General features: G+C 61.3%; 18 protein-coding genes and 1 riboswitch. Of the genes, 5 read left to right on the forward strand and 13 right to left on the reverse strand.

What is annotated here, in order from left to right; all coding sequences use genetic code 11:
* Positions 1-46: 46 nt before the first annotated feature.
* Positions 47-2953 carry an RNA polymerase-associated protein RapA gene (rapA, locus tag ACJ8KE_RS15505; protein ID WP_028127862.1) on the reverse strand — a complete coding sequence of 969 codons (2907 nt, stop codon included), beginning with the start codon at positions 2951-2953 and terminating at the stop codon, positions 47-49.
* Positions 2954-3200: 247 nt separating this feature from the next.
* On the reverse strand, positions 3201-5567 hold the full coding sequence (locus ACJ8KE_RS15510; RefSeq protein ID WP_239442109.1) for a DNA polymerase II: 2367 nt from the start codon (positions 5565-5567) through the stop codon (positions 3201-3203).
* Positions 5568-5782: 215 nt separating this feature from the next.
* On the opposite strand from ACJ8KE_RS15510, the gene ACJ8KE_RS15515 reads away from it, so the two are divergent.
* A complete protein-coding gene (locus tag ACJ8KE_RS15515; protein WP_016929111.1) occupies positions 5783-6553 on the forward strand; it encodes a DedA family protein in 771 nt (256 codons plus the stop codon).
* 28 nt (positions 6554-6581) lie between these two features.
* On the opposite strand, the gene ilvN is transcribed toward ACJ8KE_RS15515, so the two are convergent.
* The 7 genes from ilvN to sgrR form a co-directional block, all read right to left on the reverse strand.
* Entirely contained in the window at positions 6582-6875 is a 294-nt protein-coding gene (ilvN, locus tag ACJ8KE_RS15520; RefSeq protein ID WP_016929110.1) for an acetolactate synthase small subunit, read from the reverse strand.
* A gap of 3 nt (positions 6876-6878) precedes the next feature.
* Positions 6879-8573: an acetolactate synthase large subunit gene (gene ilvB / locus ACJ8KE_RS15525; protein ID WP_028127860.1), complete on the reverse strand. Its 1695-nt coding sequence runs from the start codon at positions 8571-8573 to the stop codon at positions 6879-6881.
* A gap of 111 nt (positions 8574-8684) precedes the next feature.
* The gene (gene ivbL / locus ACJ8KE_RS15530; RefSeq protein ID WP_154747116.1) at positions 8685-8798 is read right to left on the reverse strand and encodes an ilvB operon leader peptide IvbL; all 114 of its coding nucleotides are present in this window, start codon (positions 8796-8798) and stop codon (positions 8685-8687) included.
* An 88-nt stretch (positions 8799-8886) separates the two neighbouring features.
* Complete coding sequence (thiQ, locus tag ACJ8KE_RS15535) at positions 8887-9591, reverse strand: thiamine ABC transporter ATP-binding protein ThiQ (protein ID WP_016929108.1); 705 nt, start codon at positions 9589-9591, stop codon at positions 8887-8889.
* A complete protein-coding gene (gene thiP / locus ACJ8KE_RS15540; protein WP_442517305.1) occupies positions 9578-11185 on the reverse strand; it encodes a thiamine/thiamine pyrophosphate ABC transporter permease ThiP in 1608 nt (535 codons plus the stop codon). Before thiP ends, thiQ begins: the two co-directional genes overlap by 14 nt.
* Positions 11161-12147 (reverse strand): thiamine ABC transporter substrate binding subunit, encoded by a 987-nt coding sequence (gene thiB / locus ACJ8KE_RS15545; RefSeq protein WP_261460064.1) that lies wholly within the window; start codon positions 12145-12147, stop codon positions 11161-11163. Before thiB ends, thiP begins: the two co-directional genes overlap by 25 nt.
* A 57-nt stretch (positions 12148-12204) precedes the next feature.
* Positions 12205-12323, reverse strand: a riboswitch (TPP riboswitch).
* A gap of 37 nt (positions 12324-12360) precedes the next feature.
* Positions 12361-14022, reverse strand: coding sequence for an HTH-type transcriptional regulator SgrR (gene sgrR, locus ACJ8KE_RS15550; RefSeq protein ID WP_305179419.1), 1662 nt, complete (start codon positions 14020-14022; stop codon positions 12361-12363).
* A gap of 90 nt (positions 14023-14112) precedes the next feature.
* On the opposite strand from sgrR, the gene sgrT reads away from it, so the two are divergent.
* From sgrT to ACJ8KE_RS15565, 3 genes are all read left to right on the forward strand, one after another.
* Positions 14113-14286 (forward strand): glucose uptake inhibitor SgrT, encoded by a 174-nt coding sequence (gene sgrT / locus ACJ8KE_RS15555; RefSeq protein ID WP_016929104.1) that lies wholly within the window; start codon positions 14113-14115, stop codon positions 14284-14286.
* Between the two features lie 158 nt (positions 14287-14444).
* Positions 14445-15641, forward strand: coding sequence for a sugar efflux transporter (locus ACJ8KE_RS15560; RefSeq protein ID WP_079451071.1), 1197 nt, complete (start codon positions 14445-14447; stop codon positions 15639-15641).
* 144 nt (positions 15642-15785) lie between these two features.
* Positions 15786-17258 carry a DASS family sodium-coupled anion symporter gene (locus tag ACJ8KE_RS15565; RefSeq protein ID WP_016929102.1) on the forward strand — a complete coding sequence of 491 codons (1473 nt, stop codon included), beginning with the start codon at positions 15786-15788 and terminating at the stop codon, positions 17256-17258.
* Between the two features lie 42 nt (positions 17259-17300).
* Here the strand turns inward: ACJ8KE_RS15565 and leuD are convergent, their stop codons facing one another.
* The 4 genes from leuD to leuA are packed head-to-tail and all read right to left on the reverse strand — an operon-like array spanning position 17301 to position 21983.
* Positions 17301-17903: a 3-isopropylmalate dehydratase small subunit gene (gene leuD / locus ACJ8KE_RS15570; RefSeq protein WP_004932829.1), complete on the reverse strand. Its 603-nt coding sequence runs from the start codon at positions 17901-17903 to the stop codon at positions 17301-17303.
* Positions 17904-17912: 9 nt separating this feature from the next.
* Positions 17913-19313 (reverse strand): 3-isopropylmalate dehydratase large subunit, encoded by a 1401-nt coding sequence (leuC, locus tag ACJ8KE_RS15575; RefSeq protein WP_033637093.1) that lies wholly within the window; start codon positions 19311-19313, stop codon positions 17913-17915.
* Position 19314: 1 nt separating this feature from the next.
* Positions 19315-20406 carry a 3-isopropylmalate dehydrogenase gene (gene leuB, locus ACJ8KE_RS15580; RefSeq protein ID WP_028127858.1) on the reverse strand — a complete coding sequence of 364 codons (1092 nt, stop codon included), beginning with the start codon at positions 20404-20406 and terminating at the stop codon, positions 19315-19317.
* Between the two features lie 2 nt (positions 20407-20408).
* Positions 20409-21983 (reverse strand): 2-isopropylmalate synthase, encoded by a 1575-nt coding sequence (leuA, locus tag ACJ8KE_RS15585; RefSeq protein ID WP_016929098.1) that lies wholly within the window; start codon positions 21981-21983, stop codon positions 20409-20411.
* Between the two features lie 874 nt (positions 21984-22857).
* Here leuA and leuO point away from each other — a divergent pair.
* Positions 22858-23805 (forward strand): transcriptional regulator LeuO, encoded by a 948-nt coding sequence (gene leuO, locus ACJ8KE_RS15590; RefSeq protein WP_016929097.1) that lies wholly within the window; start codon positions 22858-22860, stop codon positions 23803-23805.
* Positions 23806-24256 lie beyond the last annotated feature (451 nt).

A 24256-nucleotide genomic window follows, 5' to 3' on the forward strand; every position in this document is an offset into this window, starting at 1 on the left:
GAAAAGGGCCGAACGGGGAGACGGTTGCCTCCCCATGTCGCGCCGGTTACTGGTGGGTGACCACCACCAGACGAATGGCGTCCAGGCGCCAGCCGGCTTCATTGAGGTTGGCCAGCACCTGACGGCGGTTGAACTCCAGCGCTTCGACTTCGTCGTCGCGGATGTTCGGGTTGACCGCCTTCAGCGCTTCCAGACGCGCCAGCTCGGCGCTCAGCTTGTCGTCCGCTTCTTGCTTCGCCTGTTCGATCAGCGTGCGCGCCTGCGCTTCCACCAGGCTTTCCGCCTGCTGCAGCATGGCGTGCACGTCTTGCTGCACGGCGTTGACCAGCTTGCTGGAGGTGTGGCGGTTGACCGCGTTCAACTGACGGTTGAAGCTTTCGAACTCGACCTGCGCCGCCAGGTTGGTGCCCTTGCGATCCATCAGCATGCGGATCGGCGTCGGCGGCAGGAAGCGGGTCAGCTGCAGGTGTTTCGGCGCCTGGGCTTCCACCACGTACACCAGCTCAACCAGCAGGGTGCCGACCGGCAACGCTTTGTTTTTCAACAGGGACACCGCGCAGCTGCCGGTATCGCCGGACAGGATCAGATCCAGGCCGTTGCGGATGATCGGGTGTTCCCAGCTGACGAACTGCGCGTCTTCACGTGACAGCGCCCGATCGCGATCGAAGGTGACGGTGCAGCCGTCCTGCGGCAGGCCCGGGAAGTCCGGCACCAACATATGGTCGGACGGCGTCAGCACGATCAGGTTGTCGCTGCGGTCTTCCTGATTGATGCCGACGATGTCGAACAGGTTGAGCGCGAAGCCCACCAGGTTGACATCGTTATCTTGCTCGGCGATGGCGGCGGCCAGCGCCTGGGCCTTGTCGCCGCCGTTGGAGTGCATCTCCAGCAGACGGTCGCGGCCCTGTTCCAGCTGCGCTTTCAACTGGTCATGCTGCTGGCGGCAGGCGTGGATGAATTCGTCCAGGCCTTCCTGCTCGGTCGGCGCGGCCAGATAGCCGATCAACTGCTCGTAGCAGCTGTCGTAGATGGTGCGGCCGGTCGGGCAGGTGTGTTCGAAGGCGTCGAGCCCTTCGTGGAACCAGCGGCCCAGCACCGCCTGTGCGGTGTGCTCCAGGTAAGGCACCATGATTTGGATATCGTGCATCTGGCCGATACGGTCCAGACGGCCGATGCGCTGTTCCAGCAGATCCGGGTTGAACGGCAGATCGAACATCACCAGTTGGCTGGCGAACTGGAAGTTGCGGCCTTCGGAACCGATCTCGGAACACAGCAGCACCTGCGCGCCTTCCTCTTCGGAGGCGAAGTAGGCGGCGGCGCGGTCGCGCTCGATGATCGACAGCCCTTCGTGGAACACCGCGGCGCGGATCGCTTCACGCTCGCGCAGCACCTGCTCCAACTGCAGCGCAGTATCGGCCTTGGCGCAGATCACCAGCACCTTTTCGTTGCGGTTGGCCAGCAGGTAATCCAGCAACCATTCGACGCGCGGGTCGAAGTTCCACCAGGTGGCGTTTTCGCCTTCGAATTCCTGATAGATCTGCTCCGGGTACAGCATGTCGCGCGCGCGCGCTTCGACGGATTTCTTGGCGCCCATGATGCCGGACACTTTGATCGCGGTCTGATATTGGGTTGGCAACGGCAGCTTGATCTGGTGCAGGTTGCGGTGCGGGAAGCCCTTCACGCCGTTACGGGTGTTGCGGAACAGCACGCGGCTGGTGCCGTGGCGATCCATCAGCATGGCCACCAGCTCCTGGCGCGCCTGCTCGGCGTTGTCGCCTTCGCTGTTGGCCGCTTTGAGCAGCGGTTCGATGTCCTGCTCGTCGATCAGCTCGCCCAGCAGGTTAAGCTTGTCGTCGGCCAGGCGTTCACCGCTCAGCAGCAGGGTGACGGCGTCGGCCACCGGACGGTATTTCTGCTGTTCGGCGACGAACTCGCCGTAGTCGTGGAAACGGTTCGGATCGAGCAGGCGCAGGCGCGCAAAGTGGCTCTGTTGACCCAGCTGTTCCGGGGTGGCGGTCAGCAGCAGTACGCCGGGGATATGCTCGGCCAACTGTTCGATCACCTGATATTCGCGGCTCGGCGCTTCTTCGCTCCAGGCCAGGTGGTGCGCTTCATCGACCACCAGCAGATCCCACTGGGCGTCCGCCAGCTCTTCCAGGCGCTGCTTGTTGCGGCGCACGAAGTCCAGCGAGCAGATCACCAGCTGTTCGGTCTCGAACGGGTTGCTGCTGTCGAGCTTGGCTTCGGCGTAGCGGCTGTCGTCGAACAGCGAGAAATAGAGGTTGAAGCGGCGCATCATCTCTACCAGCCACTGGTGCTGCAGCGTTTCCGGCACCACGATCAGCACGCGCTCGGCGCGGCCCGCCAGCAGTTGCTGGTGGATGATCATGCCGGCTTCGATGGTTTTGCCGAGGCCGACTTCGTCCGCCAGCAGAACGCGCGGCGCATGGCGCTGGCCGACTTCATGAGCGATGTGCAGCTGGTGCGGGATCAGGCTGGCGCGCATGCCGCGCAGGCCGGCGAACGGCAGGCGATACTGCTCGCTCTGGTATTTGCGGGCGCGAAAACGCAGCGCGAAACGATCCATGCGGTCGATTTGGCCGGCGAACAGGCGATCCTGCGGCTTGCTGAAGGTCAGTTTGCTGTCCAGCAGCACTTCGCGCATCGCCACGCCGCTTTCCTGGGTATCCAGGCGGGTGCCGATATAGGTCAACAGACCGTTTTCCTCTTTCACCTCTTCCACCTGCAGCTGCCACCCCTCGTGGCTGCTGACGGTATCGCCCGGGTTGAACATCACGCGGGTGATCGGCGAATCGTTTCTGGCATAGAGGCGGTTTTCACCGGTGGCGGGGAAAAGCAGGGTAATCATGCGCGCGTCCAGCGCCACGACGGTGCCCAGTCCTAATTCGCTTTCCGTGTCGCTGATCCAGCGTTGACCAAGAGTAAAAGGCATATATTGTCGGCTCGATTCTTTGTAAGTAAGTCTTGTTACCGGGCGGGAAGGGCCGCGGCACCTGTACTGAACGTCTGCTAATCCCGGTTTGTTTTAAATTTGGCGGGCAATAGCCGTTCACGCCATGCAGACGTCGCGAGACGGCAGGGCTAAGCGTGGTTCAGTTTTGGGAAGGGCGCTATGGTAATGGAAGGCGGCGCGTTCGTCACCTGCAAAACCGGATGATTTTTCTTAACCTGGCGCAATCTCAAAACAGCCCCATCTGCCCGGTGACCAGCGTGGTGAAGTCGTCGTGCAAGAAAGGGAGTATAGCGTCTGCCACCGGTTGCAGCTGGCGTTCAAGGTAGTGCTGATAATCGATGGGCGAATGGCGGGTTTCCAGCGGTTCCGGCCCGGCCACGGTCATCACGTAGCTGATCCAGCCGCCGTTCTGATACTGCAGCGGCCGCCCCTGACTGCGGTTGTAGTCGTCGGCGATGCGCGCGGCGCGGGCGTGCGGCGGCACGTTGCGCTGATAGTCATCGAGCTTTCTGCGCAGCCGTTTGCGGTACACCAGTTGATCGTCGAAGTCGCCGTTCAGGGTTTTGCCGACGTAGTCGCGCACATAGTCCTGATAAGGTTGCCGTTTGAAGATGCGCTGATAGAGCTGCTGCTGGAACTGCTGCGCCAGCGGCGTCCAGTCGGTGCGCACCGTTTCCAGGCCTTTATACACCATCTCTTCCTCGCCGTCGGCGCGCGCGACCAGGCCGGCGTAGCGTTTTTTGCTGCCCTGTTCGGCGCCGCGAATGGTCGGCATCAGGAAGCGGGAATAGTGGGTTTCGAACTCCAGCTCCAGCGCGTTCTCCAGCCCGAACTGCTGTTGCAGATGCTGCTGCCACCAGGCGTTGACCCGTTGCACCAGCGCCCGGCCGATCTGCGCCGCCTGTTGCTCGTCATGCGGCTGTTTCAGCCAGACGAAGGTGGAGTCGGTGTCGCCGTAAATCACCTGATAGCCTTCGGCTTCGATCAGCTCGCGGGTTTGGCGCATGATCTCGTGGCCGCGCAGGGTGATCGACGACGCCAGCCGCGGATCGAAGAAGCGGCAGCCGCTCGATCCCAGCACGCCGTACAGCGCGTTCATGATGATCTTCAGCGCCTGCGACAGCGGCTTGTTGTGCTGGCGTTTGGCGGCCTCGCGCCCTTGCCAGATCTGCTCGACGATCGCCGGCAGGCAGTGTTTGCTGCGCGAGAAGCGGGCGTTGCGAAAGCCGGGCACCGAGTCGGCGTCGTTTGGGTGGCGCATGCCTTCCACCAACCCGACCGGATCGATCAGGAAGGTGCGGATGATCGACGGGTACAGGCTTTTATAGTCCAGCACCAGCACCGAGTCGTACAGGCCGGGCCGGGAATCCATCACGAAGCCGCCGGGGCTGTGCTCTTCCGGCTGTTCGCCGAGGTTGGGGGCGACAAAGCCAAGGCGATGCATGCGCGGCATATAGAGGTGGCTGAAGGCCGCCACCGATCCGCCGCTGCGATCGGCCGCCAGCCCGGTGACGGTGGCGCGCTCCAGCAGGAAGTTGAGCAGATCGGCCTTGGCGAAGATGCGCGTCACCAGTTCACAGTCCTTCAGGTTGTAGCGTGCCAGCGCCGGCTTGTCTTCGGCGAAGCGCCGGTCGATCTCCGCCATGCGTTGATAAGGATTGTCGATCGCCTTGCCTTCGCCCAGCAGTTCCTGCGAAACGTACTCCAGGCTGAAGGAGGGAAAATTCCAGGTGGCGGATTTCAGCGCCTCGATGCCGTCGATGATCAGGCGGCCGGCGGCGGCGGCGAAAAAGTGATTCTGCTTGAAGCCATGCTCGCGCCACTCCAGCAGGTTGCCGCCACGTCCCAGCCGCAGCGGGATTTGGTAGCGCTCGGCGTGCTTCTGCAGCACTCGCAGATCGAACTGCACCAGGTTCCAGCCGATGATGGCGTCGGGATCGTGCCGCTCCAGCCAGGCGTTCAACTGCTCCAGCAGCTGAGGGCGGCTGGCGCAGTACTCCAGATCGAAATCCAGCGGCGCATCGCCGCCGTTGGCCGGCCCCAGCATATAGACCTGACGCTGGCCGCAGCCCTCCAGCGCGATAGAGTAAAGTTCGCCGTGGGCGGTGGTTTCGATATCCAGCGACACCAGTTTTAGCGTTGGACGGTACTCCGGCGCCGGCTTCATCTGGCCGTTGAGCAACGGGCCGCCGCCGTCGGGGCTGCCGTTGAACCATACCGGCGCGGTGATGAAGCGTTCCATCAGGTAACGCTCCGGCGGGCGAATGTCGGCCTCGTAGACCGTAACGCCGCCTTCCCGCAGCAGTTTTTCCAGCTTGATGAGCTGACGGTGCTGGCGGCAGTACAGCCCCAGCATCGGGCGGTGATGAAAATCCGTCAGCGCCAGCGGTTTTAGTTCGACTTGCCGCTCTTCCCGCAGCAGCAGTTCCGCGCGCTGCCTTTGTTCGGCGGGGATAAACGCCACCGAGGTCTGCGGCGGCAGACGCAGCTGACGCGGGCCTGCGTCGGTCGCCAGCCAAAATTCGACCTCGGTGCCGGCTGGCGTGTCGCGCCAGTGGCGAGTGAGCAGGAAACCCTGTTGCAGTGCAGTCATAACCCCTTCGTTTTCCACCGGGCGGCGTGCGCGACGTTCAGCGTGATGTCGGTTTTGGCGCTAATATAGATAAATTATAGTATGGGTTTTTATACAGTAATTGTCCATCGCCGCGCGGCGTTGCCAAATACGCATACAATTCATCGATTGACTCGTCAGCGGCGGCGCTGGAAAATCCTCCGCCCCGTTTGGCCCGAATAATCCGCAGAGGTGTAATGGAAGCCTATTTACAAGATTTGATCACCCAGTCACTGGCTTTCACCCTGATGGTCGTCCTGCTGGTCGCTTTTCTGGAGTCGCTGGCGCTGGTGGGGCTGTTGCTGCCCGGCACGGTGATGATGGCCAGCATCGGCGCGCTGATCGGCAGCGGCAAGGTGGACTTTTACTACGCCTGGGCGGCGGGCATCGTCGGCTGTCTGCTCGGCGACTGGATCTCTTATTTCGTCGGCCGCGCGTTCAAGGGGCCTTTACACCGTTGGTCATTCCTGAAGAAGAACAAGGCGCTGCTCGACAAAACCGAGCATGCCTTGCACCAGCACAGCATGGCGACCATTCTGATCGGCCGCTTCGTCGGCCCGACGCGCCCGCTGGTGCCAATGGTGGCCGGCATGCTCGATTTGCCGCCGTACAAGTTCGCGCTGCCGAACATCATCGGTTGCCTGACCTGGCCGCCGGTTTATTTCTTCCCCGGCATTCTGGCGGGCGTGGCGATCGATATTCCCGCCGGCGCCGACAGCGCGATGTTCAAGTGGCTGCTGCTCGCGGCGGCGCTGCTGGTCTGGCTGGCGGTATGGTTGAGCTGGCGTTGGTGGCGTGAGGGTAAGCGCAACGCCGATCGACTGAGCCGTTGGCTGACGCCGCTGCGGCTGCGCGTGGTTTGCGGATTGAGTTGGCTGGCGGCGCTGGCGGTCGGTTATGCGCTGAGTCAGCAGCCGCTGATGCCGGTGTATCGCCACCTGCTGTGGCAGGTGTTGTCGGGTCAATGACCAAAGGGGGCGAAAGCCCCCGTTCGCCTTATTGGAAGAACGCTTCCAGCTGTTCAAATACCCGCACGTCTTCGCTGTGGCGCTTCACCTGCAGCACGTCTTCCAGCTTTTCCACCTGGCTGATCATTTGCTCCAGCCGCTGATCGTCGGCGACCAATAGCCAAATGCGGCTCTGCTGGCCGTCTTTTAGCGGCAGACACAGAATGCCTTCGACGTTGAACGCGCGGCGGGCGAACAGCCCGCAAACGTGCGACATCACGCCGGGATGGTTACGCACTGCCAGCTCCAGGATCACTTGGGGTTTATCTTGTGGTTGCAGCATGGCTTATTCTCCAATCATGTCGATGTTGGCGGCGCCCGGCGGCACCATCGGGAATACTTTTTCGTTGATATCGATCAGCGCGTGGATCAGGCAGGGGCCCGGGCGTTGGATCGCCTCGGCCAGCGCCGCCTGCGGATCTTCCGCGGCGTTCAGATCGCAGGTATCCAGCCCGAATCCGGCGGCGATCTTCAGGAAGTCGGTGCGCTTCGGGTAGGCGGCGGCGAAGATGCGCTGCTGGTAGAACAGGGTTTGCTGCTGGTGCACCAGCCCCAGCGCCTGGTTGTTCATCAAAATGATTTTCACGTCCAGATTGTGCTCGACCGCGGTGGCCATTTCCTGAATGTTCATCATCAGGCTGCCGTCGCCGGAGAAGCACAGCACTTTGCGCTCGGGCTCCGCCAGCGCTGCGCCGATCGCCGCCGGCAGACCGAAGCCCATGGTGCCCAGACCGCCCGACGTCAGCCACTGGCGCGGCCGGCTCAGCGGATAGGCTTGCGCCACCCACATCTGATGCTGGCCTACGTCGGTGGTGATGATGGCGCTGTCGTCCACACAGCGCGCGGCGGCCAGCACCAGGCCGTAATGGCTCAGCGGATCGTCGGCGTTCGGCATGTTGAACGGGAATTCGCGTTTCAGGTCATTGACGGTGTTCAGCCATGCGCTGCGCGGCTGCGTGTCGATCTGCGGCAGCAACTGGCGCAGCACCTGGCCGACGTCGGCATGGATCGCAACGTTGGCCTGTTTGACCTTGCCCAGCTCGGCGCGGTCGATATCCACATGAATGATGGCGGCGTTAGGGCAGAACTGCTCGGTTTTGCCGATCGCCCGATCGTCGAAGCGCGCGCCCAGCACGATCAGCAGATCGGCTTCCTGCAGAATGAAGTTGGTGCTGCGCGCCGCGTGCATGCCCAGCATGCCCAGCGACAGCGGGTGTTCCACCGGCATCGCGCCCAGCGCCATCAGCGTCATGGTGGTGGGCAGACCGGCGCGTTCGGCCAGTTCCACCGCTTGCCGGTGGGCGTCGGCGCAGATGATGCCGCCGCCCAGGTAGAGGATCGGGCGTTTCGCCTGATTGATCATCGCGGCCGCTTGCGAAACCAGCGCCGGATCGAAGCTTGGAGCGGCGTCCGGCACGGCGATCGGCGGCAGCTCTTCCAGCGTGATGGTGGCGGTTTGCACGTCTTTCGGCACATCGATCCAGACCGGGCCGGGGCGGCCGGACTCGGCGATACGGAAGGCGTCGCCAATCACCTGCGGCAGTTCACGGATATCGCGCACCAGATGGTTGTGCTTGGTGATCGGGATGGAAATGCCGTAGGTATCCACTTCCTGGAAGGCGTCGGTGCCGATCATCGAGGAGGGCACCTGACCGGTGATGCACACCAGCGGAATGGAGTCGAGCTTGGCGTCGGCGATGGCGGTGACCAGGTTGGTGGCGCCCGGCCCGCTGGAGGCGATGCACACCGCCGCCTTGCCGTTGGCGCGCGCCATGCCTTGCGCCATAAAGCCCGCGCCCTGTTCGTGGCGCGCCAGCACGTGGTGAATGCGGGTGCTTTGGCTCAGCGCGTCATACAGCGGCAGCGCGGCGCCGCCGGGAATGCCGGCGACGGTGGTGATGCCCTGACGCTCCAGCAGATGAACGATCAATTGTGCGCCGGTGAAGCGGGTACTCGGTTGAGGCGTGCCCGAAGTTGCCATGTTCCTGTCCTTTCTCAAGGCCGGTGAGCTTTGCTGGACAGGGTGCTAAAACAAGAAACCCCGCCCGGTTTGCGCCGGCGGGGTTTGGGAATCGATGCGTTGATTCGGACCCTACGGCGCATTGCCGACGACCACCACCACACGCACGACGACCACCGCGGCTGGTAGCGCGGTAACTAGTAGGGTCGAAGTCAGCGAGGATGCGATCACAGGGAACCTTATCATCAGTAAAAAAAGTCAGGTTTTTATAAAAACACAGGCGCAAAATTCGCACAACAGGTTTATTGGCGCAGCATAAAAAACGCGCGTCAGATCACGCTTTGCCCGAAATGCCCAGCACGCGCGCTTCGGGCGCGCTGCCGTCCATCAGGGCCTGCGTCGTGCCGTCGTAATAGATGTGGCCGTCGACCACCAGCAGCGTGCGCGGCGCGATGCGTGCGGCGTCGTCGAGGTTGTGCGACACCATCAGCAGCGTCAGGTTGCGCTGTTCGCATACCGTTTGCAGCAGCTGCAGCATCTCGTTGCGCAGCGCCGGATCGAGCGCCGAGAAGGGTTCGTCGAGCAACAGGATCGGCCGTTGGCGAATCAAACAGCGCGCCAGCGCGGCGCGCTGACGCTGGCCGCCGGAAAGTTGCGACGGCAGGCGCTCCAGGTGCTCTTCCAGGCCGACCTGACGGGCGATGTGCTCCCGCTGTTGGCGCTGTTGTTCAGTCAAGCGCAGACCGGGATCCAACCCCAGCCCGATGTTCTGCGCTACCGTCAGGTGCGCGAACAGGTTGTTCTCCTGAAACAGCATCGACACCGGCCGCTTGGCCGGCGGGGTGGCGGTGTGGTCTTCGCCGTTCAGCAGCAGCCGGCCGCTGGCCGCCGGCAGAAAACCGGCGATCAGGCTCAGCAAGGTGCTTTTACCGGCGCCGCTGGGGCCGAGCACCGCGACGCGCTCGCCCGGCTGGATGCGCAGATCAAAGCGCATCGGCAGGTGTTCATACAGGTAGGTCAGTTTTTCAAGCGTCAGCATGGCGGCCCGGTAAGCGTTCAATCAGGGTAAACAACAGGAAGCACAGCAGCAGCAACAGCAGCGCGGTCACCGCCCCGTCGTTGCTGCGGTAGGCGCCAATCTGCTGATACAGGTAAAAAGGCAGGGTACGGAAATGCTCGTTGCCAAACAAGGCGACCACGCCGAAGTCGCCGATCGACAGCACGCAGGCGAAGGCCAGCGCCTGCGCCAGCGGGCGGCGCAGGGCGCGCAGCTCAATCAGCCGCAGCCGTTGCCAGCCGCGGATATCCAGCGACAGGCACAGCGGATTGTAACGTTCGGCGAGGTCGCGCATCGGGTTCTCCAACACCTTTAGCGCGTAGGGCACCGCCATCAGCGCATTGGTGAGGATCACCAGCGCATAGGGCGACTGCGGCAACCCAATTGTATCGCTCAGCAGCAGGAAGAAGCCGGTGGCCAGCACGATGCCCGGCATCGCCAGGATCACCATGCCGCTCAGCTCCAGCGCCTGGCCGCCGTGCAGCTGCTGCCGCAGTTTCAGCTCGCGGCTGCTCCACAGCAGCATCATCGTGAGCGCCACGCACAGCAGCCCGGCGCCGAGGGCGATGCGCAGCGACGTGAACAGCGCCTGCCACAGCACCGGCTGGCGCAGCACGCTGACAATGGCCTGATTGGCGCCGTCGGCGATCACCGCCAGCAGAGGCGGCAGCAGCAGCAGCAGGGTGGCGGCGATCAGCAGAAAATCGCTGATGCGCCGCCACAGGCTGTCTTCCGGATTGCGCCAGCGCTGGGCGTGGGTATGCCCCACCGGCAATGCCTGGCTCAGGCGCTGACTGATCAACACCAGCCCGAGGCAACAGCCCAGCTGGATCAGCGCCAGCATGGCGGCACGCCCCAGATCGTAGTCGTAACTCAGCGCCTGGTAGATCGCCAGTTCGATGGTGGTGGCCTGCGGCCCGCCGCCCAGCGACAGCACGGTGGCGAAGCTGGCGAAGCACAGCATGAAGATCAGCGCGCCGCTCGGCAGGATCTGGCGACGCAGCGCCGGCCATTCGACGAAACGGAACTGCTGCCAGCCGTTCATACCCAGTTGGGCGGCCAGCTGGCGCTGCTCCACCGGAATGTTCTCCAGCGCCTGCAGCAACAGGCGGGTGGCCAGCGGCAGGTTAAAGAACAGGTGCGCCAGTAGAATGCCCTGCAGCCCGTAGGGCGAGAAGCCATACTCGACGCCCAGCCAGCCGCACAGCGTCGCCAGCCAGCCCTGGCGCCCATAGACGCTGAGCAGGCCGAACACCGCCACCAGCACCGGCAGCACCAGCGTCATGGCGCACAGCCGCAGCAGCAGCTGTCGGCCGGGGAAACGGCGGCGATAGAGCGCACGCGCCAGCAGAACGGCGGGCAGCACCGAAATCAGCGCCGACAACAGCGCCTGCCAGAAGGTGAAGCGCACCACGTGCCACAGGTAACTGTCCTGCCACAGGCCGCGCCAGTCGCTGTCCGGCGCGTGACGCCACAGTGAACCCATCGCCAGTGCGGCGACCAGCAGGATCACGCCGGCGGCCAGCAGCCCCGGCCAGAGCCAGCGGGGGATCAGCGGCTGACGGCGGTTTGCCATGCCCGGATCCAACCGCCGCGTTGTTTGGCCACCTCTTCGGCGCTGTATTGCAGCGCGGTCTGCGGCACGTTCATCTGCTCAAAACCGACGGGCAGCGGGGTGTTGATCACCGGGTACATCCAGTTGCCGGTCGGGATGGTGTTCTGGAATGCCGGCGTCACCATGAACTGCATGAAGCGCTCGGCCAGCTCAGGCTGTTTGGCGGCTTTCAGCTTGCCCGCCACTTCCACCTGCAGGTAGTGGCCTTCGCTGAACGTGGCGGCGGCGTAAAGGTCTTTTTTCTCTTCGATCAGGTGATAGGCCGGAGACGTGGTGTAGCTGAGCACCAGGTCGCCTTCGCCTTTCAGGAACAGGCCGTAGGCCTCGCTCCAGCCTTTGGTGACGGTGACGGTCTTCTTCGCCAGCTGCTGCCAGGCGGCCGGCGCCTTGTCGCCATACACTTTTTGCATCCACAGCAGCAGGCCGAGCCCCGGCGTGCTGGTGCGCGGATCTTCGTAGATCACTTTCCAGTTGCGGTCGCCGCTGACCAGCTCCTGCAGGCTTTTCGGCGGGTTCTTCAGTTTTTCTTTGTTGTAGACGAAGGCGAAGTACCCGTAGTCGTAAGGCACGAAGGTCGCGTCCTGCCAGCCGCCCGGCACCGTCAGCTTGGCGGTGTCGACGCCGCTTGGCGCGAACAGGCCGGTTTGCTGCGCCGCCTGCAGCAGGTTGTTGTCCAGCCCCAGCACCACGTCGGCGGCGCTGTTTTTGCCTTCCATGCGCAGGCGGTTCAGCAGCGAGACGCCGTCTTCCAGCGCGACGAACTTCAGTTCACAGCCGCATTCGGCTTCGAAGGCTTTTTTCACCGCCGGGCCAGGGCCCCAGTCGGCGGCGAAGGAATCGTAGGTGTAAACCGTCAGCGTCGGCTTGGCGAACGCCGGCGCGGCGCACAGCAGCAATAAGCAGGGCAGAAATTTTTTGACCACGTTGCACTCCTGAAAAATAAGGGGGCAAGGGCATCTGAGGGGGCGAGGCGGCGTCGCCGGTTCGCTGGGCTCAAATCCCTCCGCCGGTATTGACCGGATCAGGTTCGACGGGTGTGCTCTCAGCGGAAAATCGGGCTTATTAGGCGGCCCGGCTCTCCGCACCCCGTTGAGACGGCGCTATTGTAAAGATTAACCGACTTGGGCGAAAGGCGCTTATGTCTCCGGCGGGGCAAACCAGGCGGACTTGAAGTCGAACCAGCCGAGGGTGTTCATCCGCACGCCGCGCATGCTGCGCTGGCCGTGCAGCTGCAGCCAGTGGTGGAACAGCGGATGCAGCTGGTGGTTGCTGACCAGACGCTGGCAGAACTCCGCCAGCGGCAAGCGGTTGGCGCGCCACAGCGCCGCGTCCTGCGCCAGATCTTCGTTCATGCAGTGCTGCATCAGCGGCAGTTCGTACAGCGTGGCGAACAGCGAAAACTCCAGCGGCAGATAGAAGTTGGCGCTGCCGAGCCACAGATCGCTGCGCGCGTCGCCCTGGTGCCAGGTGGCGTAATCCACGCTTTGCACAATCAGGCGGATGCCGTGCTGCGCCAGCAGCGGTTCAATCGCCTGGCGAATGGCGTGAAACTCCGAATGCTCATTGAAGTGGGTCATCGTCAGTTCGGTCAACCCCGCCGGTTTGGGCTGCTGCGCCAGCGCGCGGTTGTGGTGCCAGCGGGGCAGCAGGCCGTACGCCGGCGACCAGTAGCGCTGGTAGAGCGGCCCGGCGCGGCTCAGCAGCGAAATGGGGTTGATCAATTCGCACAGCCAGCTGCGAATGGCGGGGTCGGCGGCCAGCGGGGAGCGCTGATCGAACAGCAAGAAATAACAGCCCTCTTCCAGTCGGCTTTCCAGTTCGTTTTTGCCGGTTTCATCGCCCTGCAGCTGCACGCCGGAGTGCACCAGCTCTTCGGAGAACTCCGGCAGCACCCAGATGTTCACCTCGTCGATCAGCGCCCGGTAGCCGAAATAGTCGTCGAAGGCGTGGATCTTCATCTGGCTGGGAAGATTGCGCACCACGCGGTAGGGGCCGGTGCCGACCGGATGGCGGGCGAAATCCGGCAGTTCGCGCCATTCGCGCGGCAGGATCATGGCCTGCACGCTGCCCAGCAGCCAGGGCAGCCAGTGGTCGGGGCTGCGCAGATGCACGTCGATAATGAACGGCGTCGGCGAGGTGACGCTTTCGATATGCGAGAACAGCGGTTGCGAGGTCAGACGCGAGAGGGAAGTGATGACGTCCGCCATCTCCAGCTCGCGGCCGTGATGAAAATGGATCGCCGGGCGCAGGTAAAACCGCCAGTGCAAGGGCGTCAGCGCCTGCCAATGGTGGGACAGATCGGACTCCAGTTCCCCGTTTTCCTCATTTATGCGCGTCAGGCCGTTGAAGATCTGACGCGCCAAATGGGTCTCGGAACGCCGCAGCGCCGAGCCGGGCAGCAGATTGTACAACTGCCGATAGTAGAGCACCCGCAGGATGTGTTTCCCCTGGCGGAAGCTGCGCCCCAGCTGCGACAGCAGCATCTGGCGCACCACGCTTTTGTCGCCCACCAGTTGTACCAGCTGATCGATGCGATCCTGTTCCAGCAACTCCTCGGCCCGCTGTTGCTGCAGCGCCAGGCCGGTGTAGTGGAAGGTTAGCCGCGAACGCTTGCCGCGCCCCGACTCCGCCTGCCAGGTGAGCCAGCCTTCCCGCTGCATGGCGCTCAGCAGGGAACGCACGTGGCGCCGCGAGCAACTGAGCACCTCCGCCAGATCCTGCAGCGTGGTGTCGGTGGTTTCACCGTGGCAGCGCTGCCACAGGCGGATGAACTGCTGCTGCAATCTGGACGTGGACATAAAAGAGGAACGCTCCCGCTTCAACTCGTCAATTTTTCTTTCCCTATATTACGCCGATAATTTTCATCAATGAAAGGGGAGGACGTAATCATGAAAGCTTTCTTATCCAAACCGTTCTATCAGCGCTATTTCCGCGCGGTGCGCCGCCAGCGCGCCGACTGGCTGAGCCTGGTGCCCGAACAGGCACGGCTGGCGATGCTGGCGCACCTGACGCAATGGGACATTAAAGAGATGACCGATAAGCAGTATCGCGAGCACCTGTAGGGGCTGCGGCAACAAGTTTCTGAGTAATGGTGCTGTTTCACCAGCCAGTGGGGCGACCCACTGGTTTTTTTATGCGCGGTCATGGCGATGCGCTTGCTTTTTCCTCGCCGTGGCCTAAGGTTCTCTCTTCTGTCTGCTTTGAGGTCAGGGAAGACAATATGCAACGCCTGAGCCGGTTGTCACTGCGCATTAACCCCATCTTCGCCGCCTTCCTGCTGATCGCTTTTCTCTCCGGCATCGCCGGCGCGTTGCTGACGCCGACGCTCAGTCTGTTTCTGACCACCGAAGTCAAAGTGCGGCCGCTGTGGGTCGGGCTGTTTTACACCGCCAACGCGGTGGCCGGCATCGTGGTCAGCTTCTTGCTGGCCAAACGTTCCGACACCCGCGGCGATCGGCGCAGGTTGATCCTGCTGTGCTGCCTGATGGCGGTCGGCAACTGCCTGCTGTTCGCCTTTAACCGCGACTACCTGACGCTGATCACCGCCGGGGTGCTGATGTCCGCCGTTGCCAACACCGCCATGCCGCAGATTTTCGCGTTGGCGCGGGAATACGCCGACAGCGAGGCGCGTGAAGTGGTGATGTTCAGCTCGGTGATGCGCGCCCAGCTTTCGCTGGCGTGGGTGATCGGCCCGCCGCTGTCGTTTGCGCTGGCGCTGAACTACGGGTTCACCGTGATGTTCCTGATCGCCGCCGCCACCTTCGCGGTTTGCGTGCTGCTGGTGGGATTTATGCTGCCTTCGGTGCCGCGTGCGGCGGAGAATGGGGGGCTGCAAGGCGGGATGTCTGCGCCGATCGCGCCCGCCAGCGCCTGGCGCAATCGCGATGTGCGGCTGCTGTTCATCGCTTCGATGCTGATGTGGACCTGCAATACCTTGTATATCATCGATATGCCGCTGTATATCACCGCCGATCTCGGGTTGCCGGAAGGGCTGGCCGGGGTGCTGATGGGCACTGCCGCCGGGTTGGAAATCCCGGCAATGCTGCTGGCCGGTTATTACGTCAAACGCTTCGGCAAGCGCAACATGATGCTGCTGGCGGTGGCGGCGGGCGTGCTGTTTTATCTCGGGCTGACGGTGTTGGCGACCAAGCCGGCCCTGATCGCGCTGCAACTGCTTAACGCGGTGTTTATCGGCATCGTCGCCGGTATCGGCATGCTCTATTTTCAGGATTTGATGCCGGGCCGGCCGGGCGCCGCCACCACGCTGTTCACCAACAGCATCTCTACCGGGGTGATCCTGGCCGGGGTGCTGCAGGGCGCGCTGGTGGAGAATTTCGGTCATGGTTCGGTGTATTGGATGGCGGCGCTGCTGGCGCTGGCGGCGCTCGGGATGAGCGCCAAAGTGCGTGAAGTGTGAGGTTAAACGACGGCATTCTTGATGCAAGTCATTGAGAAGGCTAAGCCGGACGCTCAAGCTGAAGGCATATGGCGCGCGATCGCTGCGCCCACGCCCATCTCGCTATTGAGATGCCGCCCTGTCGTTTAGAACAGTGGGAACGTTATGGATAAACTCACACCGCTCAAACCGCTTCCTTCCCTGTGCGCCCTTGGCGCCACGCTGATTATCTGGTTCCTCATTCCCGTGCCGGAGGGCGTTGCGCCCAACGCCTGGCAACTGCTGGCGCTGTTTATCGGCACCATCATCGCCATCATCGGCAAGGCGATGCCGATCGGCGCGGTTTCGGTGATCGCCATCGCTCTGGTGGCGGTGACCGGCGTCACCAATCCGGGCAAGCCGGGCGCCGCGCTGGACGATGCGCTCAGCGGCTTCTCCAACCAGCTGATCTGGCTGATCGGCTTTTCGATCATGATTTCCCTCAGCCTGAACAAAACCGGGCTGGGCGCGCGCATTGGCTATTACTTTATTTCGCTGTTCGGCAAGAAGACGCTGGGCATCGCTTACGCGCTGACGCTGGCGGAAACCACGCTGGCGCCGGTGACGCCGAGCAACACCGCGCGCGGCGGCGGCATCATTCACCCGATCATGAAGTCGATCGCCGACAGCTTCGGTTCCAAACCCGAGCTCAATACCTCCGGCAAGATCGGCCGCTACCTGTCGCTGGTGAACTACAACATCAACCCGATCACCTCGGCGATGTTTATCACCGCCACCGCGCCTAACCCGTTGATCGTCAGCCTGATCGCCAAAGGCACCCACGGCAGCTTCGAACTGTCCTGGTCGATGTGGGCGATTGCCGCCCTGGTGCCGGGGCTGTGTTCGCTGCTCGTGATGCCGCTGGTCATCTATCTGCTGTATCCGCCGGAGGTGAAAAGCACGCCGGACGCGCCGCGCTTTGCGCGCGAAAAACTGCAGACGCTGGGGCCGGTGACGCTGCCGGAGAAAATTACTCTCGGGGTGTTCGCGCTGCTGTTGGTGCTGTGGGCCGGCATTCCGGCGATGATTTTCGGCCCGGCGCTGGCGGTCAATCCCACCACCGCGGCGCTGATCGGCCTGGCGGTGCTGCTGGCTACCGGGGTGCTGAGCTGGGAGGATGTGCTGAAGCATAAAGGGGCCTGGGACACCGTGGTGTGGTTCTCGGCGCTGGTGATGATGGCCAGCTTCCTCGGCAAGCTGGGGCTGATCGGCTGGCTGTCGCAAACCGTCGGCAACGGCATCGACCGTATGGGCATGAGCTGGGTGGGCGGTACGATCTTGCTGACCCTCATCTATTTGTATTCACACTATTTCTTCGCCAGCACCACCGCGCACGTGACGGCGATGTTCGCCGCCTTCTTCGCCGCCGGCATCGCGCTCGGGGCGCCGCCGGCGTTGCTGGGCCTGATCCTGGCGTTCTCTTCTTCGCTGATGATGTCGCTGACCCATTACGGCACCGGCACCGCGCCGATCGTCTTTGGCTCCGGCTATGTGACGCTGGGGGAGTGGTGGAAAGCGGGATGGGTGATGAGCGTGGTTAACCTACTGATCTGGATGCTGATCGGCGGGGCATGGTGGAAGCTGCTGGGCTACTGGTGAGGAAAGAATTCACCCGCCGGGCGGCGGGTGAAGTGAAGGGGATTAATTCAGAAACGCCGGCTGCTGCGCTTCGTAGCGGGAGATGTCCGCTTCGTGCTGCAGCGTCAGGCCGATGCTGTCCAGCCCGTTGATCATGCAGTGGCGGCGGAAGCTGTCGATTTCGAACGGATAGCTTTTGCCGCCGGCGTTGACCGTCTGGTTCTCCAGATCCACCACGAACTCCGTCCCCTCGTTGGCGTCCACCAGTTTGAACAGCTCGTCCACCTGCTGCTCGCTCAGCGTCACCGGCAACAGCTGATTGTTGAACGAGTTGCCGTAGAAGATGTCGGCGAAGCTCGGCGCGATCACCACTTTGAACCCGTAGTCGGTCAGCGCCCAGGGGGCGTGTTCGCGCGAAGAGCCGCAGCCGAAGTTTTCGCGCGCCAACAGGATGCTGGCGCCTTTATAGCGCGGTTTGTTCAGCACGAACGCCGGGTTCGGTTGCTGGCCGGCGTCGTCGAGGAAGCGCCAGTCGTTGAACAGGTGCTGGCCGAAACCGGTGCGGGTGACCTTCTGTAAAAACTGCTTGGGAATAATGGCGTCGGTGTCGACGTTGGCCGCATCCAAAGGCACCACTAAGCCGGTATGTTGAGTAAATTTAGCCACGTTAGCCCCTTAGTGAATATCACGGATGTCGGCGAAGTGACCGGCGACGGCGGCCGCGGCGGCCATCGCCGGGCTGACCAGGTGGGTGCGCCCGCCGCGGCCCTGACGCCCTTCGAAGTTACGGTTGCTGGTGGACGCGCAGCGCTCGCCCGGATTCAGACGGTCGTTGTTCATCGCCAGACACATTGAGCAACCCGGCAAACGCCATTCGAAACCGGCTTCGATAAAGATTTTGTCCAACCCTTCGGCTTCCGCCTGGGCCTTCACCGGGCCGGATCCCGGCACCACGATGGCCTGCACGCCGCTGGCGACCTTGCGCCCTTTGGCGATAGCCGCCGCCGCGCGCAGATCTTCGATGCGTGAGTTGGTGCAGGAGCCGATGAACACTTTGTCGATCGGCACGTCGGTCAATTTGATGCCCGGCTTCAAATCCATGTAGGCCAGCGCTTTCTCGGCGGAGGCGCGCTCGACCGGATCGCTGAACGATTCCGGCGCCGGGATCGCCTGATTGACGGCGATCACTTGGCCGGGATTGGTGCCCCAGGTGACCTGCGGCGCGATCTCTTCGGCGCGCAGCGTCACCACGGTATCGAACTGGGCGTCGGCGTCGGACTTCAGCGTGCGCCAATAGGCGACCGCCTGCTCCCAGTTTTCGCCGGTTGGCGCAAACTGACGCCCCTTCAGATAGGCGAAGGTGGTGTCATCCGGTGCGACCAGCCCGGCCTTGGCGCCCATTTCGATCGCCATGTTGCACAAGGTCATGCGGCCTTCCATGCTCAACGCTTCGATCGCCTTGCCGCAGAACTCCACCACGTGGCCGGTGCCGCCGGCGCTGCCGGTTTTGCCGATCACCGCCAGCACGATGTCTTTGGCGGTGATGCCCTCGGCGGCGTCGCCGGTGACTTCAATCTTCATGGTCTTGGCGCGGCCCTGTTTCAGGGTCTGGGTCGCCAGCACGTGTTCCACTTCGGAAGTGCCGATGCCGAACGCCAGCGAGCCGAAAGCGCCGTGGGTGGCGGTGTGCGAGTCGCCGCAGACGATGGTCATGCCCGGCAGCGTCATGCCTTGCTCAGGCCCGATCACGTGCACGATGCCCTGGAACGGGTGATTCAGGTCATACAGCGAAACGCCGAATTCCGCGCAGTTCTTGATCAACTCCTGCATCTGGATGCGCGCCATTTCGCCGCTGGCGTTGATGTCTTTGGTTTGGGTCGACACGTTGTGATCCATGGTGGCGAAGGTTTTGCCGGGCTGGCGCACCTTGCGGCCCATGGCGCGCAGGCCGTCGAACGCCTGCGGCGAGGTGACTTCGTGCACCAGGTGACGGTCGATATACAGCAACGGCGTTTCGTTCGGCGCTTCGTGCACCACGTGGGCGTCGTACAGCTTCTGGTATAAGGTCTTGGCCATGTTATGCCCCCTGAGCTACAAAGCGGGCGATGATGTCGCCCATTTCATCGGTGCTGATGGCTTTGCCGTCACCGGCCAGATCGGCTGTGCGGTAGCCCTGTTCCAGCGCCTGGTTGATGGCGCGCTCCACGGCGTCGGCCGCTTCATCGGCGCCCAGGCTGTAACGCAGCAGCAGGGTGGCGGACAGGATCTGCGCAATCGGGTTGGCGATGCCTTTGCCTGCAATATCCGGCGCGGAACCGCCCGCCGGTTCGTACAGGCCGAAGCCTTGCTCATTCAGGCTGGCGGACGGCAGCATGCCCATTGAGCCGGTGATCATCGCGCACTCGTCGGACAGAATGTCGCCGAACAGATTGGAGCACAGCAGCACGTCGAACTGGGACGGATCCTTGATCAACTGCATGGTGGCGTTGTCGATATACATGTGCGACAGCGATACGTCCGGGTAATCCTTGGCGACCTGATTGACCACTTCACGCCACAGAATGGAGCTTTGCAGCACGTTGGCCTTGTCGATCGACGTCACTTTGTGGCGGCGCTTGCGGGCGGATTCGAAGGCGATGCGCGCGATGCGTTCAATCTCGAAACGGTGATACACCTCGGTATCGAAGGCGCGTTCCTGCATGCCCTGGCCTTCGCGGCCCTTCGGCTGGCCGAAATAGATGCCGCCGGTCAATTCGCGCACGCACAGAATGTCGAAGCCGCGGGCGGCGATGTCGGCGCGCAGCGGGCAGAATGCCTCCAACCCTTGATACAGGCGCGCCGGGCGCAGGTTGCTGAACAGTTTGAAGTGCTTGCGCAGCGGCAACAGCGCGCCGCGTTCCGGCTGCTCGGCCGGCGGCAGGTGTTCCCATTTCGGGCCGCCCACCGAGCCGAACAGGATGGCGTCGGCCTGCTCACAGCCGGCGACGGTCGCCGCCGGCAGCGGGCTGCCGTGGCGATCGATGGCGATGCCGCCGACGTCGTACTCGGCGGTGGTGATGCGAATGTCAAAGCGTTGACGCACCGCGTCCAACACTTTGCGCGCCTGAGCCATTACTTCCGGGCCGATGCCGTCTCCGGGCAAGACGGCAATGTGATAAGTCTTCGTCATGTTCACACCGTTTCCTGATTATTTTGATGTTTGTTTTGCTGCAGGCGCTGCTTTTCTTTTTCTACCTGCTGTGAGCGCCAAATATTGTTCAACACGTGCACCATCGCCTTGGCGGAGGATTCGACGATGTCGGTCGCCAGACCCACGCCGTGGAAGCGGCGGCCGTTGTAAGAGACCACGATATCCACCTGGCCCAGCGCGTCGCGGCCATGGCCCTTGGCGGTCAACTGGTACTTCACCAGCTCGATCGGGTAGTCGGTGATGCGATTTATCGCCTGATAGACCGCATCGACCGGGCCGTTGCCGGTGGCGGCTTCGGCTTTCTCTTCGCCGCCGCAGATCAGTTTCACCGAGGCGGTGGCCATGATGCTGCTGCCGGACTGCACGCTGAAGTAACCCAGGCTGAAGTGCTCCGGCTCTTCCTGCTGTTTGTTGATGAAGGCCAGCGCCTCCAGATCGTAGTCGAATACCTGGCCCTTTTTGTCGGCCAGCTTCAGGAAGGCGGCGTACAGGCTATCCAGGTTGTAATCCTGTTCCTGGTAGCCCATCTCTTCCATGCGGTGTTTCACCGCCGCGCGGCCGGAGCGGGAGGTCAGGTTCAACTGCACGTCTTTCAGGCCGATCGACTGCGGGGTCATGATTTCGTAGTTTTCGCGGTTCTTCAGCACGCCGTCCTGGTGAATGCCGGAGGAGTGGGCGAAGGCGTTGGAGCCGACGATCGCCTTGTTGGCCGGGATCGGCATGTTGCACAGCTGGCTGACGATCTGGCTGGTGCGGAAGATTTCCTGGTGATTGATGTTGGTGTGCACGTTCATGATGTCCTGGCGCACTTTAATCGCCATGATTACTTCTTCCAGCGAACAGTTGCCTGCGCGTTCACCAATGCCGTTCAGGGTGCCTTCCACCTGGCGGGCGCCGGCCTGCACCGCGGCGATGGAGTTGCCGACCGCCATGCCCAAATCGTCGTGGCAGTGCACGGAGATGATGGCTTTGTCGATGTTCGGCACGCGGTCATACAGGGTCGTGATGATGCCGCCGAACTGGTTTGGCGTGGTGTAGCCGACGGTGTCCGGGATATTGATGGTGGTGGCGCCGGCGTTGATGGCGGCTTCAACCACGCGACACAGATTGTCGATCGGCGTGCGGCCGGCGTCTTCACAGGAGAACTCCACGTCGTCGGTGTAGTTGCGGGCGCGTTTTACCGAGCGCACCGCCATCTCCAGCACTTCGTCGAACGAGCGCTTCAGTTTCGATTCGATGTGCAGGGTCGAGGTGGCCAGGAATACGTGGATGCGGAACGCTTCGGCGACGCGCAGCGCTTCGGCGGCCACGTCAATGTCTTTGTCCACGCAGCGGGCCAGGCCGCAGACGCGGCTGTTCTTGATCTGGCGCGCGATGGTTTGCACCGACTCGAAGTCGCCCGGCGAAGAGACCGGGAAGCCGACTTCCATCACGTCAACGCCCATTCTTTCCAGCGCCAGCGCAATCTGAATCTTCTCTTTTACGCTCAGGCTGGCCTGCAGCGCCTGCTCGCCATCACGCAGCGTGGTATCGAAAATAATGACTTGTTGGCTCATCGGTGCATTCCTTATCGTGTTGATTTCACGCTAAGCGGGCAAAAAAAAACCCGCGCAGTAGCGCGGGTTTCTTATGGGTGATCGGCTGAGTCAGCTCCGAACTTCGTCCATAGGCATACCGCGCAAACAAGATGCGTTAAGTAGTAGGCCTAGTAGACGGTGAGTACGGATCATAAGGGTTCAGCTTCTCTTAAATTGGGTGTCTGCCTAATTTGATACGTGATTGGCCTGGCGATGTCAACACCTGATTGAATGCGGGGACAATGCATCAGCCCATTAGCTAAACAGAGGATCATTCGGCAAAAAAACGACGCCTTAGAGAAAAAAATGGGACCAGTTTGCGTGCTGCTTAGCATAAACGAATCGAATATATACTGCGCTAATTGCTTCTGGATTTCGTTGCGTTAAGATTTGTGATGAAAAAAACAAGAGGGATTAATCACGGGGAGCAATGAAATAACATTTTCAATACAAATGGTTTAAATTGAACTCATATGAATAATTGATTGTTTTAGTCATAATATAACAAAATAATGCGTTTTTACACAAAGTGAGCGGTGTTTTTAGATGGTTTGATTGCTTATGATGTGTTTTTATAGTTTGTCTCATACAGTGCGGCGACGTTGTTCAATTGTATTAATCATTGTTGATACCTAATTATTAGTACTACCCAGGTGGCATTCTTCTCGCTGACGGGGGATGCTGCTGACATGTATTCCATATACGACTTATATCGTGTCGATAACACGAGGTTTTTTATCGGTTGATGACGGTAATGGCAGAATTTGTCGTGCAAAGATAAGACAATGCGGCGTTTCATTGTTTGTCGAGCATAAGGATTAGATTATCTACACAGGATTTAGTGGAGTGAAATATGGCTGAATATGATTCAGAAATCGCCATGGTCAAAGAGCCGGCGGACATTCATTTGCGCAGCGTCGATCTTAATTTACTGACGGTGTTTGACGCCGTGATGCAAATGCAAAATATTACGCGAGCCGCTAATTCGTTAGGGATGTCGCAGCCGGCGGTGAGCAATGCGGTAGCGCGCCTGAAGGTGATGTTCAACGACGAACTGTTCGTGCGCTGCGGCCGCGGGATCCAGCCCACCATGCGGGCCAGGCAGCTGTTCGGGCCGGTGCGGCAAGCGCTGCAGCTGGTGCAGAATGAGTTGCCGGGATCTGAGTTTGAGCCGCTGACCAGCACGCGAGCGTTCTCCCTGTCGCTGTGCAGCCCGCTCGATTTGCGTCTGGGCGCCGGGATAATTAATCACGTCAAACAGATAGCGCCGCAGCTTAACCTGCAAATAAAGTCATACATTAACAATAATATTGAACATCAATTGCGTTATCAGGACGTCGAGTTTGTCATCGGCTACAGCCGTTTCGAGTCGGCGGAGTTTCGCAGCCTGGCGATGTTCGACGACGAATTAGTGCTGGCGGTTGCGCAGGCGCACCCGAGAATAGGCGAGGAGGTGACGCCGGAGCACATGCTGGCCGAGCAGCATGCTGCGGTTTCCCTGGAAAGTTTTGGATCGTTCAGTAAACCTTTTTATTCAGACGAGCCGATGCTGCGTGCCGTGACGCAGCAGTGCACGGATCTTTACAGCGTGTTGAATATGGTGTCGCAAACGGAAATGGTGGCGATTGCGCCCGCCTGGTTGGTGCGACAGCTGACGGAGGCGTTGAAAATAAAGGCGGTTCCTTTATGTGGCAACGATAATAAAGCCACCTGCTACCTATCCTGGCATGAATCTTCAGAGCGGGATAAAGGCCACCAGTGGATGAAATCTGTCCTGATTGAGGCGGGTAACCCAAAGTAAAGCGATAAAGATGGGAGCCATATAAAGATAATATTCAACTGAGCGTTTTTTTCTCATGATAAAAGCTAAGAACTATCTGTGTTTTTATTAAGATATTTCTTGGTTTTGCGGCGATAGAATAACTTATTATTAGGGTAAATTTGTTCATTTAGCGAAAACAATTAATATAAATTAATATTCTGATTTTTACTTTCCAGTTGGGATTTTAAACTAACTCGATGTGGCGGCCCGAACGGGCCGCGTTTTATGGCCGCCATCAAACCTTTTCCTTCCCATTCTGTCCAACCCATGAAAGCGCGAAAGCCGGCTTGAGTTTTGGCTCACACTTCTACGCTGAAATCGCTTTTCCCCCTGCCTGAGAGTAGGTAGACTGCGCGGAAAAAAGTAAACACGTGTAAGCTGAGATGAGGGCCGCAAGGCGTCGTTCAGGCTTAACGGTATGATTCATTTC

The organism is Serratia sp. CY56464 (assembly GCF_052168435.1).
Classification (GTDB): domain Bacteria; phylum Pseudomonadota; class Gammaproteobacteria; order Enterobacterales; family Enterobacteriaceae; genus Serratia; species Serratia marcescens.

What these genes read in the sequence shown, in the direction of transcription:
- rapA (WP_028127862.1), bottom strand. Translation starts at nt 2,953, where the DNA reads ATGCCTTTTACTCTTGGTCAACGCTGGATCAGCGACACGGAAAGCGAA.
- ACJ8KE_RS15510 (WP_239442109.1), bottom strand. Translation starts at nt 5,567, where the DNA reads ATGACTGCACTGCAACAGGGTTTCCTGCTCACTCGCCACTGGCGCGAC.
- ACJ8KE_RS15515 (WP_016929111.1), top strand. Translation starts at nt 5,783, where the DNA reads ATGGAAGCCTATTTACAAGATTTGATCACCCAGTCACTGGCTTTCACC.
- ilvN (WP_016929110.1), bottom strand. Translation starts at nt 6,875, where the DNA reads ATGCTGCAACCACAAGATAAACCCCAAGTGATCCTGGAGCTGGCAGTG.
- ilvB (WP_028127860.1), bottom strand. Translation starts at nt 8,573, where the DNA reads ATGGCAACTTCGGGCACGCCTCAACCGAGTACCCGCTTCACCGGCGCA.
- ivbL (WP_154747116.1), bottom strand. Translation starts at nt 8,798, where the DNA reads ATGATAAGGTTCCCTGTGATCGCATCCTCGCTGACTTCGACCCTACTA.
- thiQ (WP_016929108.1), bottom strand. Translation starts at nt 9,591, where the DNA reads ATGCTGACGCTTGAAAAACTGACCTACCTGTATGAACACCTGCCGATG.
- thiP (WP_442517305.1), bottom strand. Translation starts at nt 11,185, where the DNA reads ATGGCAAACCGCCGTCAGCCGCTGATCCCCCGCTGGCTCTGGCCGGGG.
- sgrR (WP_305179419.1), bottom strand. Translation starts at nt 14,022, where the DNA reads ATGTCCACGTCCAGATTGCAGCAGCAGTTCATCCGCCTGTGGCAGCGC.
- sgrT (WP_016929104.1), top strand. Translation starts at nt 14,113, where the DNA reads ATGAAAGCTTTCTTATCCAAACCGTTCTATCAGCGCTATTTCCGCGCG.
- ACJ8KE_RS15560 (WP_079451071.1), top strand. Translation starts at nt 14,445, where the DNA reads ATGCAACGCCTGAGCCGGTTGTCACTGCGCATTAACCCCATCTTCGCC.
- ACJ8KE_RS15565 (WP_016929102.1), top strand. Translation starts at nt 15,786, where the DNA reads ATGGATAAACTCACACCGCTCAAACCGCTTCCTTCCCTGTGCGCCCTT.
- leuC (WP_033637093.1), bottom strand. Translation starts at nt 19,313, where the DNA reads ATGGCCAAGACCTTATACCAGAAGCTGTACGACGCCCACGTGGTGCAC.
- leuB (WP_028127858.1), bottom strand. Translation starts at nt 20,406, where the DNA reads ATGACGAAGACTTATCACATTGCCGTCTTGCCCGGAGACGGCATCGGC.
- leuA (WP_016929098.1), bottom strand. Translation starts at nt 21,983, where the DNA reads ATGAGCCAACAAGTCATTATTTTCGATACCACGCTGCGTGATGGCGAG.
- leuO (WP_016929097.1), top strand. Translation starts at nt 22,858, where the DNA reads ATGGCTGAATATGATTCAGAAATCGCCATGGTCAAAGAGCCGGCGGAC.